General features: G+C 67.4%; 12 protein-coding genes and 1 pseudogene. 9 read left to right on the top strand and 4 right to left on the bottom strand.

Annotated elements, in window-relative coordinates; translation table 11 throughout:
- Window positions 1-40: 40 nt before the first annotated feature.
- The gene (locus tag ACZ56U_RS39045) at window positions 41-310 is read right to left on the bottom strand and encodes a hypothetical protein (RefSeq protein WP_469088688.1); all 270 of its coding nucleotides are present in this window, start codon (window positions 308-310) and stop codon (window positions 41-43) included.
- Between the two features lie 272 nt (window positions 311-582).
- On the opposite strand from ACZ56U_RS39045, the gene ACZ56U_RS39040 reads away from it, so the two are divergent.
- Together ACZ56U_RS39040 and ACZ56U_RS39035 are read left to right on the top strand one after the other, a co-directional pair.
- Window positions 583-1,038, top strand: coding sequence for a hypothetical protein (locus ACZ56U_RS39040; protein ID WP_469088687.1), 456 nt, complete (start codon window positions 583-585; stop codon window positions 1,036-1,038).
- A 359-nt stretch (window positions 1,039-1,397) separates the two neighbouring features.
- Window positions 1,398-2,504 (top strand): hypothetical protein, encoded by a 1,107-nt coding sequence (locus ACZ56U_RS39035; protein ID WP_469088690.1) that lies wholly within the window; start codon window positions 1,398-1,400, stop codon window positions 2,502-2,504.
- A 42-nt stretch (window positions 2,505-2,546) separates the two neighbouring features.
- On the opposite strand, the gene ACZ56U_RS39030 is transcribed toward ACZ56U_RS39035, so the two are convergent.
- Window positions 2,547-3,581 carry a hypothetical protein gene (locus ACZ56U_RS39030; protein ID WP_469088686.1) on the bottom strand — a complete coding sequence of 345 codons (1,035 nt, stop codon included), beginning with the start codon at window positions 3,579-3,581 and terminating at the stop codon, window positions 2,547-2,549.
- 833 nt (window positions 3,582-4,414) lie between these two features.
- Between ACZ56U_RS39030 and ACZ56U_RS39025 the strand changes: the two genes are divergently transcribed.
- The 6 genes and pseudogenes from ACZ56U_RS39025 to ACZ56U_RS39000 all read left to right on the top strand — a co-directional run bounded on the left by ACZ56U_RS39025 (window position 4,415) and on the right by ACZ56U_RS39000 (window position 9,049).
- Window positions 4,415-4,735 carry a hypothetical protein gene (locus ACZ56U_RS39025; RefSeq protein ID WP_469088685.1) on the top strand — a complete coding sequence of 107 codons (321 nt, stop codon included), beginning with the start codon at window positions 4,415-4,417 and terminating at the stop codon, window positions 4,733-4,735.
- 156 nt (window positions 4,736-4,891) lie between these two features.
- Window positions 4,892-5,584 carry a hypothetical protein gene (locus tag ACZ56U_RS39020; protein WP_469088684.1) on the top strand — a complete coding sequence of 231 codons (693 nt, stop codon included), beginning with the start codon at window positions 4,892-4,894 and terminating at the stop codon, window positions 5,582-5,584.
- A gap of 121 nt (window positions 5,585-5,705) precedes the next feature.
- Window positions 5,706-5,828 carry a hypothetical protein gene (locus tag ACZ56U_RS39015; RefSeq protein ID WP_469088691.1) on the top strand — a complete coding sequence of 41 codons (123 nt, stop codon included), beginning with the start codon at window positions 5,706-5,708 and terminating at the stop codon, window positions 5,826-5,828.
- Window positions 5,829-6,514 (top strand): annotated as a pseudogene (locus tag ACZ56U_RS39010) (sensor histidine kinase); the annotation flags it as partial.
- 372 nt (window positions 6,515-6,886) lie between these two features.
- Complete coding sequence (locus ACZ56U_RS39005) at window positions 6,887-7,837, top strand: PIN domain-containing protein (protein ID WP_469088683.1); 951 nt, start codon at window positions 6,887-6,889, stop codon at window positions 7,835-7,837.
- A gap of 417 nt (window positions 7,838-8,254) precedes the next feature.
- Window positions 8,255-9,049 (top strand): alpha/beta hydrolase, encoded by a 795-nt coding sequence (locus ACZ56U_RS39000; RefSeq protein WP_469088682.1) that lies wholly within the window; start codon window positions 8,255-8,257, stop codon window positions 9,047-9,049.
- A 260-nt stretch (window positions 9,050-9,309) separates the two neighbouring features.
- Here the strand turns inward: ACZ56U_RS39000 and ACZ56U_RS38995 are convergent, their stop codons facing one another.
- Both ACZ56U_RS38995 and ACZ56U_RS38990 read right to left on the bottom strand, forming a co-directional pair.
- Window positions 9,310-9,738, bottom strand: a complete 429-nt coding sequence (locus tag ACZ56U_RS38995) for a peptidase inhibitor family I36 protein (RefSeq protein ID WP_391243287.1) — start codon at window positions 9,736-9,738, stop codon at window positions 9,310-9,312.
- Window positions 9,739-9,859: 121 nt separating this feature from the next.
- The gene (locus ACZ56U_RS38990) at window positions 9,860-10,450 is read right to left on the bottom strand and encodes a hypothetical protein (RefSeq protein WP_469088681.1); all 591 of its coding nucleotides are present in this window, start codon (window positions 10,448-10,450) and stop codon (window positions 9,860-9,862) included.
- Between the two features lie 697 nt (window positions 10,451-11,147).
- Here ACZ56U_RS38990 and ACZ56U_RS38985 point away from each other — a divergent pair.
- The gene (locus ACZ56U_RS38985) at window positions 11,148-11,453 is read left to right on the top strand and encodes a hypothetical protein (protein WP_469088680.1); all 306 of its coding nucleotides are present in this window, start codon (window positions 11,148-11,150) and stop codon (window positions 11,451-11,453) included.
- Window positions 11,454-11,646 lie beyond the last annotated feature (193 nt).

Below are 11,646 nucleotides of genomic sequence, written 5' to 3'. Positions count from 1 at the left end.
ACCCGATACGAAAAGACCGCCACCTCCTACGAAGCGGCGGTCACTCTCGCATCAATCCTGCTCTGGGCAAGATCCGTTTGAAGACGGACCCTAGTCCTCGCCGCCAGAGGTGTGGTCCAAGCCCCGCACCGGGCGCTGCCTCGCTGAAGGGGACGGCCTGGTCGTCGTCGACGGCCCAGAGTGCGCGGGCGAGGAAGTACAGGGCGATCATCCCGGCGTAGACGAAGGCGCCCCAGCCCGCGATCAGCACGAAGATATTCGCGTCGCCGCGCGGGTCGCTGTAGGCGACGCCCTGCCCGATGGTGAACAACCACGGGAACCAGGCGGTGCGGAGGAAGCCCGGGTCTGCGTAGCGGCCTCCGCCCCGGTGCCACGCCCATCAACGGGACCGAGGCGAAGCTGACGCAGGCCAGGCAATACATGAAGGCAAAGAAGTTGTTGGCGATGAACTGGTGGCCGTTGGTGATCCCGAGGTAGGCGACCCCGGGCAGGAAGAGAGCGGCCGGTACCCCGAAGCCCAGCACCTCGCCACGGTCTCGAACCTTCGCCACGCTCTCCTCCTACGACCGCTGCATCCCGATCGTGGCGACCACGCTGGAGGAGCTGCGCGAACACGGCCCGGCCGGGCCCGTCTTCTGGCGCTTCGGCCGTGACCACCGCCAGCCGCTGCTGGACGCGATCGGCAATGCCCGCCGGGACGCCTACGTCGCCCACCGCCGCCACGCCTCCAGGGAAGAACAGCGGCGCCGTGAGGAGAGGGAAGCCGCTCAGCAGGAGGCGCGGCGGGCCCTCTGCGTGGACTGCGGGCAGAAATTCACCGACGACCGGTGGGAGGCGATCGGCTACAGCTGGGACTGGAGCAAGCGCCAGTCGCACCCGCACCTGTGCGAGGACTGCCAGGACCGGGCCGTCGCAGCACAAGCGCAGGCCGAAGCCGACGAACGCGAGCGCCAGGAGCAAGAGCGCCTGCGCCAGGAAGCAGAGGAACAGGCTGCCGTGCAGAAGACCGGCGGCTGGCTCTCCCGCTTCCGCACCTGACCTCGCTACTCCTCCGAGGCCGACGTACTCATCGTGAAGGACCGTTCGGAATCTGCTCCCCTGCGCCTCACCGTCCCTGGTAGACCGAACCGTTGCCAGCGACGAGGGCAGCCGGCGGCTGCGCGTGGCGCGCGGTACAACCGGCCGGATCGCGTCGTGTCGACGCGATCGGCCTCGGGTACGGCACCCACAACTGTCCATCGCAGCAGGGGAGGTTGCGGGTGGGGAAGGCGAGCCGGAGTAAACGGGAGCGCAGCAGAGACAAGGCGGGGCAGTGGACGGCGGCCGGTGCGGCGCAGGTGGCGCAGCGGCTCCGGGAGCAGACCCAGCGGTGTCTGACCGGGAACCCGTGGGTGCAGATGATGCTCGCCTCGAATCTCAACAACGTCGTCAGCGAGCTGCGGGCCGTGCTGCTTCACAGCGGTCTCGGGGACATGGCCGCACGGCCTGAGGGTCTTGAGTGGGATGCGGCACTGTCAATGACACTGGGCAAGGAGGGGTGTCCGCCGCCGTGGCCGCGAGAGCCGGGGCCGGCTGCCGCGTGGCAGTTACGGAAGATCGGCAAGCTGCTGCGGCAGGCGGAAGTGGTCGTCATCTCGCCGGCCGCGCACGCCGCGGTCATGGCTGCGGCCGCCACGCTTGAGCCGGCCGACATCAGCACGCTGGATCGCGACCGGGACATCCTGATGCCGGTCGGCCTGCTGGTGCTGCCCGAGCCGATCGTGGTCGTCAACCGCACTGGCTCCCTGTCGGACACCCGCGCCTTCGGTTGGCAGTTCATCACCCAGCACCAGATCCTGCCCACCGCCCAGTATTCCGGCGTGCGCGTGACGACGTTCATGGACCGCGACGGGCCGGTGCAGCCGGCCGAATGGCGAGCCGCCGTTTCCCAGGCCCGGTCGTCTGGGAACCCGCTTCCTCCTCTGGTGCCGGATGGCATGTACGGGATGCGCGGTGATGCGTGCCTGGCGGAGGAGAGTGCCGAGACGCTCGCTGAACTGTCCGAGCACCACCGGCAATTGCAGGCCGCCCTCACCCAGGCTTCCCGGTGGCGCTCCGAACCGGCCCCTGAGACAGGAGAGTGGGCCGGCGGTCGTGTGGAGGATCCGTTCGACGACTTCGTGGGCCGCTACATGTTCGCCTTCTGGCGGCTCATCACCCAGGGAGTCACAACTGCCGGCCCGTCCGAGGCCCGAGCGGGCGTGGTCGCCAGTGGTAAGGAGTCCGTGCCTCACGATCCTGATGTGCGGGTCATCCGGCTCGCTTCACCCGCAACCCGTTCATCGGACCCGTTGGGAGAGGCAAAACGGGTCTACCACCACCGGTGGCCGGTGCGGATGCACAAGGTCCGGCAGTGGTATCCGAGCTTGCAGGAGCATCGGGTGATCTGGCGCGGTCCTTACATCAAGGGGCCTGCCGAGGCGCCGCTGATGATGGGGGAGAAGACATACCTCGTGGACTCCTAGGATCCAAGAGCGCGGTGCAGGTCAAAGCAAGGGTGCCGACCGCTACCGAGCCTGGGTGACGGTGGCCGTTGGGAAGACTTTCCTGATCCAGGCAGGGTCCGCTCCGGCTGCTCGGCAGGTTTCGGCCCGTTCGGCCAGGTCGCGGCCGTCGGGTGCGGTGTGGATGCGGAGGTACACAGGCTCGGCACCGTCTTCGTGGGCACTGGGACGGTCGAAGTAGAAGGAGCAGGTGTGCCCCCGCTGGCCGGCCGCGTATGGAGTGTCGCACCAGCTGAAGCGGTGAGCCACGGTCATGGGCAGCCCCCACCGTGGGTGGCAGAGCCGCTGGACGAACTGGTCGTGTGCGTCCGTATTGGGCTCGCTGATGCATGCGTCGATCTTCCAGCTGCCACCGTCCTCCCAGCACCGCACCCGGTAGAACGCGGCGACCGTATGGAACAGGGCGACGCGCCGCAGCAACGCGCTGCCTGCTGGCGCGGCTTGTGTCATCGCTCGGGTGAGGCTGGCGCAGGCGGTCATGAAGTCGTGCTCGGCAGGATCGAGGCCGGGCATATCCCAGACCGGCCGGAACCCTTGGACCTGCTGCTGGCGGGCGACTCGGTGGACGATCGCTGCCCAGGAGTCTGCCGCGGCAGCGGGCAGGACGAGACGGACGGTTGCCGGTCCACCGCACCCGTCGGACAGTCCGAGGCGGATCACCCTGCCTCGAGACTCGATGCCCCTCACTCGCAGACCGAGGATGCCACCCGGCTCGCCGTCGGCGCCAGCGCACGGTACGGAGGGCAGCAGCCGGTTCAGGCAGTGCTCGGGGAAGGAGTAGCGCCTGCTGCTGATGTAGGCATCGAGATGCAGGGCGAGCGCTGTGGGGGTTCCTGTAGCGGAGGTGATGCCCAGCGGGTGCGCGCAGTAGTCCGGCGGCGACCCGAGGCGGTCCAGGAGGAGCCCTTCGAGCAGTGCCTGGCTCTGAACGGCCACAGGTACGGGGAGGTTCGTGCGCGGAGCGGCGCGGCGCGAACGGCCGCTGCACTCAGCCCAGTACTGGATCTTCTGAGAGCGCCAGGAGCCCTTGAGCGACATAACCGTGCCCTTTCCGGCATGCCGTTGCCCGATCCCGGCACACGAAAGGAGGTCAGGCTTAACGAGGCAAATGGTGTTCTGGGACAGGCCGGTGCAGTCCTACGCTCCTTGCGCCCGGCACATCGGATCGGACGATGGCCGGCACGGGGCTCGCCTGAGATCCGTGCCCACTCATCATGACGCAGCGTGCCGCCCGGAGGCGGCCGACACCAGCGCGGCTGCCTCCCAACGGAGTACTACCGAGCCAGGGTGACCCGGAGCTATCCGGCTGGGCGCGTCGTCATCGGAGTCCAAGGTCACGAGCTCGGCCGGCTGCCGGACGTCGGCAGTAGGGCGATGGCCTGCGTGCCCGCCGAAAGACAGGCCGACCCAGTCGAGCAGGTCAGGGGTCAGGATGTGACAGGTGCACAGATGATGGCCACAGCCAGCCCGCAAAAGTTGCGTACGGTTGCGAACCTGTCAGCCTTCCCCGATTCTGCGCAGATCCGCAGATCAACGCTTTCGTTTGATGAGTTCGTGGTCAGTCACCATGGCCAGTGCGGCGTTTGAGCCACCACGCAGCGACGTAGCCCTCCAAGGCGAGACCGCGGGGGAGAGTGTTGATCCACGCTCTCCCCCGCAGTGACCGATTGGGACTGCTGCGTCAGCGTTTGCGGTTCTTCGCCTTCACCACCAGCAGTACCGCCGCGATGAACACGATGCCCAAGATGACGCTGATCACCGCGCTGCCGCTGCTCGCCCCGCCCGCCGCAAAGGTCATAGTGCTGACTCCTTAGCTCGTGATCAGTTTGTTGGCCCCATATCCGAGGAGCGCGTATCCAGCGTCCACACCTGTGGCGGCTCAGCATGGCCTTCTCTTCCAGTACGGGACTCACGCTTTCGAGGGACCGCCCGTCTTCACGCTGGACCTTGCCCGGCAGTTCGAGATCAACGACGCTTCCGGCGAGCATGATCATTACATCCAGCTCCACTGCGAACTTCGATACGAGCCCGTCCCTCAACTTCGGGCGCTGGGGCACTTCGAGTCCTGGTTCTTCCACGACACGGACGACGCACTCGACCGCTGGGCCGACGGCCTTGGCCTCCACGACTTTTGGGCGACCCTCCGCAACTTCCATCCCTCGGAAATCAGGGTCTACCAAGAACAGGTGTGATCGCAGCCACGAAGCGACCTACCCGCTGACGCTCCGCGACCGCTCCCCAAGATCTGTGCCAGAGCCCCGATCTCACCTACGCAGCCACGCCCGCGACCGCGAAGGCCGGCCCCCGCCACAGCCCGTGGGGACTGATGCGGTCGGTACCGTACCCGGGTGGAGAACCTGGAGATTGCGGACTGGATCGCGCTGAGCGCGGTGTTCGTTGCCGTGGCTGCGGCGGGCGTCAGTGTCTGGCAGGCATTCATCGCCCGCCGTGCGGGTGCCGAGCAACTGGAGCTGGCCATGCGGGTCCAGCGCGAGCAGAACGAGCCGTACGTGGTCGTCGACATCGGCCCCCACGAAACGGGATCCGATCTCCTCGTGCTCAGCATTCACAACAGCGGTCCCACCATGGCCCGAGACGTACGCGTTCAGGTAACGCCAGAGCTCGTGTCCACGCACGCCAAGCTGACTGACCTCGTTCAGCGGGCGGTGTCCCGCACCATCCCCTTCCTACCCCCGGGCCGGAAACTGGTTTACCCCTTCGACACGAGTCAGCGCTGGCAAAGCGACCTGCCCATGCAGTTCGACGTCACCGTCAACGCCAACGGCCCGGAAGGCGAAGTGGAGGAGCTGACCTACCGGATCGACCTCGATGTCTTGGCCGGGTACCTCTCAGGCGAGCGGCCCGGGAAGCGCATGGAGGGCCAACTGAAGAAGATCGAGGGCCACTTCGGCGCGCTGAACAAGGCGTACAAGCAGGCGAACGGCGAGGCAATCCGAGCCGAGAACCAGAGGTGGATCGACGAGTTGCGCCCCGCGGACGAAGAAAAGGCCAGCAACACCTCGACGCCGCCCGACGTGTAGGGTCTGATCTAGGTCTAGGTTCTGCACGCTCGTACGGGCAGGTCCGTACGGAGTGGCCCCCGGTCCCGGGGCTCGGCGCTACCGTGGTGAGAGACGCCAGTTCTGCCCTCTGGAGCCCTCGATGAGCGAACAGCCTGCCCACGCCGACCACGCCCGGCAGCAGCTGGAGCCCGCGGCCGCCGACGCGGTGCGCGCGTACGCGGCCCAGACCCGCGAGAAGGGGGGCCGGCCGGTGTTCACGTGAAAGGAGACCGAACCGTTGGAGGCCTTCGCCTCCCAGGCCGCGATCGCGATGGAACTGGCGGAACGCCGACGCGACGCCGAGCAATCGCCATGCTCCACGATCGTGACCGGATCGCCCGGGACCTGCACGAACTGGCGATCCAGCGTTTGTTCGCCACCGGAATGACACTGCAGAGCGCGGGCCGCTTCATCGAGCATCCGCAGGCCGCCGACCGCGTGACCCGAGCGGTCGACGACCTCGACGAGACCATCAAGATCATCAGATCAACCATCTTCGGGCTGCGATCCCGCGAGGGGGGCGCCGGATCCGGGCTGCGCGCCCGCGTGGTGCGAGCGGTCGGCGAAGCCGCTCCGGTGCTCGGCTTCGCCCCGAGCGTGCGGATGGAAGGCCTGGTGGACACGGAAATTCCCGTCCGGATCGCCGATCACGTGGTGGCGGTCCTGTCGGAGGCGCTGACCAACATCGCCCGTGCCGGCCGCGCTGACGTGGCCTTGGAGACCGACGGTCGGGAAGTGCGGTTGACGGTCTCCGACGACGGCGTGGGGATACCGCCGGAGGTCCGCCGCAGCGGCTTGCGCAACATGGCCGAACGCGCCCAGCAGCTGGGCGGGGGACTGGAGTTCGACAGCCCCCACGGAGGCGGAACCGTTCTGGTGTGGCGGGTGCCGGTCACGGACGAGCCGTGAGGCGGCCCTCTGGGGGGTGAACGAGGCGCACCATCCCGCCGAAGGCCACAGGAAACCGGACACTCGTGACCACACTGATGCGCAAGGCCACAGCCGGCCCTCGACAGGCCGGTGGGACGGCCAGGAAACGCGCCGGGCGGGACCGCCTCTCCTGTGCGCGGGCTCCTGTCCCCGCTACTGCGATGCAGGGCTCGGATCCGTCGGGATCCGGGCCCTGCCGCGTTTCGGGTTGCAGGTCGGTGCGGGACGTGCTTCCTGACGCTGTTTCACCCGGCAGGAGGACGAATTTCGCGGCGTGAATTGTCACGAGTGGAGGGCTGCGACGTCGGAAACTCAAGGCGCCCGTGGGGGCCGCGCTGACATGATCGGCTCATGCTCATCACACCGCGCCACGGCGCTGACCGGAGGCACATCCAACAGGTGCTCAGCGGCGTCCACACCGCGGCGATGAACCTGCAACGGCCTTACGACACCGCATTCGAGGGACTGCTGGCGTATCTGGAGTGGGCTACGGAGTCCGCGCGAATGCTGCGCGCCCAGATCAGCGACCGGGACCTCGATCAGCTCGTATTCACCGACCGCTACCGCGCCCTGCTGGGCAGCTGCGGCACGCTCACCAACCCCGCCCAGGGACGCCTGGTGAACGGTCTGGTGCAGCTCGAGGTGGCCGAACGTGTCGAGGCGTTCGAGACGGCAGTGGACGCGCTGGATTCGCGGATCGGCCGGTGGAGCCAGCGCGAGGAGTTCGTCGTGGCTGACTCCAGCTTCTACATCCAGAACGACGTGAAGCTGGCCGACGTCGACCTTCACGCGATTCTCGACGTCCCGCGCTGGAAATACGTGCGCCTGCTGTTCCCGATCGTGGTGGTCGACGAGCTGGACGACCTCAAAGACACCAGCAAACAGCGGGGCCGCTGGCGTGCCGCACACACGCTCGGTCGCCTCGACGAAGTGCTCAACGGCGGCACTCACGGGATCCTGCACGAGGGGGAGTACACAGCCAAGGACCGTGAGACCCGCGGCAGGGTCAACGTGGAGATCATCCTCGATCCTCCCGGGCACGTGCGCCTGGACCGCCCCGATGTCGAAATCATCGACCGGACGGTAGCCATCCAGGGCCTGGCCGGCCGCGACGTGCGGTTGCTGACGTGCGATACGAGTCAACACACTCGAGGCCGGGCTGCTGGGCTGAAGGTGACCAAGGTCGCGACGAAAGACCCTGGGGAAGAGCCGGACTGGTCGGCCCCGGACCAGCCTGGCACTGGCGTACGCGCGCAGCGGCGCGCCCGACGAGCCGAAGCCGAGTCTCAGACGACCAGCTGAGAGCTGAGTGTTCTCCCTGAACAACGGCACGTCGTCGGTCCCATATCGGTGCGGATAGCCGATACCACGAGGTATTCCTCCGCAGGCGACAACAGCTGGCTCAGTTGTGCGACTGTGGTCACCTGGCGACAAGGGCGCACGTGTCGGCGGGGCATGCCGGCGCAGAGGCCGTGCCCGCGGGGCAGGTTGGAATAGGCTCGATGTCGCACGTGCCGGGTCCCGTTCGTCGCCAGAGTGGGGCCCGGCAGTGGGCCATTCGGTGTGCGATTCCTGGGCCGTCGGCTGACCAGCGTGCTCTCCGACATGTGAAGAACCCTTGATCAAAGGTCCGAACATTGCCTTCAGCAGGAGGTAGTCGTGTCCCTGTCCCGGCACACGTATCAGGTTCTGCCCACCAGACGGACGCAGGGGACCGATGTGCCCTGGCCGCATGACGTGCACGTCGCGCTCCCCCCGTCGTACGAGCACGGTGACCGCAGCTACCCCGTCCTCTGGGTGACGGATGCTTCCCTCAGCTTCCCGCTCGTCGTCGGCCTGATGAACTGGCTCCACACCGTGCAGGAGATCGCCGAACTCATCGTGATCGGCGTCGGCGCTCCCGACGAGAGCGATTCCGCCGAGTTCGGCGCGCGTCGAACACACGACTTCTATCCGATGCCGAGATGGGTCAATGCAGGACCCGGCGGCGCACGCATGGAAGCACTGTCCAGCGAAACGCCGACGGGCGGTGGCGGCGCCGATGCGCTGCTGTCGTTCCTGGTCGACGAGTTGCGCCCGCGGTTGGCGACCGAGTTCCGGTTCGACGACGACCACGGTCTCGTGGGCTTCTCCGGCGGCGGACACTTCGTCGGCTACGCGCTTCTCTCCCGGCCGGCGGCCTTCGGCCGCTATTTGGCCAGTAGCCCTGCCCTCAGCGGATGTGAGGATCTGCTGTTCGCGCTGGAGGCCGACTACGCCATGACTCACGACGACCTGGCGGCGAAGGTGTTCCTCGGCGCGGGCGAGGCGGAGCTCACCGATCCTTATGTGGCCGCCGCCGACATTGTCGGGTCGATGACCCGCATGTCGCAGCTGCTGCGACTGCGCAACTACCCGTCCCTGGAGCTCACCTCCCGCCTGTACCCCAGGCAGACCCACGGGTCGGCGTTGTCGTATGCGCTGAACGAGGGCCTGCGCACGCTGTACCCCCTCACCACTCCCAGCGTCGGATGAGCAGATCCACAGCAGCGTGGGCCAGTGGCGCCGTTCACCGGAACGCCCGTCCCGCCCAAGGCCCGGAGACCAAGGGCGGGAGGGGTGCAGTCAGCACGTGATCGCCTGGGCGATTGCTAGTCGGCCATGTCGACGAGCCAGTTGGTCGCCCTGCTCCCGGATGGACAAGAGGCTACCGACCATGGCCCGCTTTCTGGCTGTGACCAGGCGCCATTTGGAACAAACCCATCTGCTCCGACCAGAGCGGCCGGGAGGAGGGGTCAGCAGTTCTTGACGTACCAGATGGGGGCGTAGTCGTAGTAGAGGACGAGCCAGTAGTCGTCGGGCCCGTTGGAACCGGGGGCAGTGCTGACGACAGTGTGATTGACGTCCATGAACCACGCTTGCTGGCCAGGAGTCTGGCGGTTGACCCAGGAGCCCCAGCCGTTCCAGCTGTTCAGGCTGTACGTACTGCAGTTGTAAAGGTCGAACCTCGTCCCGGTCTGATTTGGGCCGGTGTACAGGCACAGGTTGCCGTAGGCGCAGTCCTTGCCGCCGTTGTTGGCACTCGGGTGGCCGGTGACGCCGATGATGGACGCACCGCTGTTGTCGGCTGCGGGCGCTGTCGTCGTCGCGGAGGCAGTGCCCGAGAGGCCGATGAGGAAGGCCAGAGAGGCCGCTGCTGACGCGGCCGCCTTACGAAGGGCCATGGTGAACGTATCCCCGTTTTCGATGGCGCCTGGCCTCAGGTCAGGCGCGTGTCGGTCAGTTTCCGACTCTTCGGTGTTCCGCCGGAGGACCTCGCCGAGAGGCCTCCGGCGGACCCGGAGATCAGCGAATGCCGATGTAGCCGCCGCCGTTCATCTGGGCGACTACCGTGACCGTGCCTCCGACGACCCCGCTGCAGGTCCACGACCTGGGCGGATCGATCGCACGGTAGGTCCCGTAGCACTGGTAGGAGCCGGCACCGTTGATCAGGTCCCAGCGGTGAACGGCCGTGCCGCTGCCGTATTCATCGAGGTCGATCGAGATGGTGCCACCGGGGAACCCGGTGACCTGGAACGAACAGGTCGGCGCGGGTGGGCAGTTCCTTGTCGCCAGCACGGTTGTCTCTCCAGCGGCCGCGGGTCCGGCGAGCGTCGTGCCCACCAGTGACACTGCGGCGACTGCTCCCCCTGCAAATTTCGTGCGGAGCTTCACGTGTATCCCCACTGATTCGACGGTCAGGAGTCGCGGGTGGCCACCGCTGATTGACTGGTTGACGGTTGTAGCGTAAGAGGATGCGTGCAGTGGCCAACAGTGCCTCACCGGCCAATCGACAGCGCTTTCTGCACCGGAGGGCGGAATGTGCTGAAGCACGTCGAAGAGTCCGTCTTCAAAGATCAGCGGGTGGTGGATCATGGTGAAGTGATACGTCGTCATGAACTCACCTATCAGGAGTGGGAGTTACTCGCTCCGCTGATGCCGCGCGCCCTCCGCGCAGACCAATCCGGCGGCGCGGGCCTGCTTCTTCGACCAGGTGGGCCAGTCCGCCGACAGGGCCAGGTGAGGATGGCCATGCCCTCGGGGCGAGGCTGGGACAACTGAAAGGCCCAGCCGGGGCAGTCGTCGGGAGTTGTCGCCGATCATCTCCTTGAGCGAGGACATCCACCGAGTCGGGTACGTCAGGTCGTTGCGGACGATCCGGATCCCTTCTCCGCGCCGCATTGCCTCGCTGCGGGAGCTGGCGAGTGGAAAGCGGAACGCCGTCGGAATCGTGTGCGGTACCGCCAGTAGCTCCAGGTCCTGCCCGAGGTCGGCGGCGGTGGCCTTCCACTCGCCGCATCCGTTCTCCCGCCACAGCGCGAGCCCGTCGCCGTTGACGCCCCAGAGACCCGCACCATACTGATCACGCGCCGCTGAGCGGCCCGTACCTCCGGGGCGACCGCCTCGGTCATGGTCTCCACCTCGTCTCGTCGCGCCGACCGTGAGTGGCCGCCGTTCGCATGGGGCACCAAGCAGGCCCACAGCGTCGTCGCAGTGCGCCGCTGAGTCCTCCACCAGTCCTCCGTCAGGAGGTGGACGACTCCCGGCGGGGCCGGTGTTCGGCTGCGCTCCAACTACAGGGAAAAGTACGGCAGTGGGCAGGGGACGACCGGGGTCTACCGAGGACGGGCGGAACGCCGGCGACGCACGCGGGGAGACGACCGAGGCCGGGCTGCTGCATCGCTTCGCGGACGTGCGCTGGGCGGGCACCGTCGTGTGGACCGCCGAGCGCGGCGCCCGGGTCGCCGGGGTGGGACTGGGTGCGCCACGCTCGCCGGGCGAGCGGCTGTTCCACCGCCTGACGCTCGTGGACGTCCCATCCCAGGTCTGGATGGAGTGGGCCCGAAGTTCCCGCGACAGCACCCGGGCGGGACGAAGCCGCCCTCACCACATCGGGTGAGCTGTGACTATCCGGCTTCCCACGCCACAGGGTTCACGCTCGAATACCGGCATGCCGTCCTCGCCAGTACGCCGTCCGCGTGTACGCCGCACACCTCGACGTGTTGTGGCGCCTCGGACCCCACAGCCCTCGCCGTCCGGTCGGCCTAGCGGCCGTGAGCCGCGTGAAGGCCTGGACTGGGCCCGCCGGATTG

The sequence above is a fragment of the Streptomyces sp. NPDC034103 genome (assembly GCF_055575395.1).
This window is presented reverse-complemented; position numbering and strand designations above follow the sequence as displayed.

Excerpts from the sequence above, each read along its gene's own strand:
- ACZ56U_RS39015 (WP_469088691.1), top strand. The coding sequence starts at position 5,706 with ATGAGCGAACAGCCTGCCCACGCCGACCACGCCCGGCAGCAGCTGGAG.
- ACZ56U_RS39035 (WP_469088690.1), top strand. The coding sequence starts at position 1,398 with ATGATGCTCGCCTCGAATCTCAACAACGTCGTCAGCGAGCTGCGGGCC.
- ACZ56U_RS39030 (WP_469088686.1), bottom strand. The coding sequence starts at position 3,581 with ATGTCGCTCAAGGGCTCCTGGCGCTCTCAGAAGATCCAGTACTGGGCT.
- ACZ56U_RS38990 (WP_469088681.1), bottom strand. The coding sequence starts at position 10,450 with ATGACGACGTATCACTTCACCATGATCCACCACCCGCTGATCTTTGAA.
- ACZ56U_RS39005 (WP_469088683.1), top strand. The coding sequence starts at position 6,887 with ATGCTCATCACACCGCGCCACGGCGCTGACCGGAGGCACATCCAACAG.
- ACZ56U_RS38995 (WP_391243287.1), bottom strand. The coding sequence starts at position 9,738 with ATGGCCCTTCGTAAGGCGGCCGCGTCAGCAGCGGCCTCTCTGGCCTTC.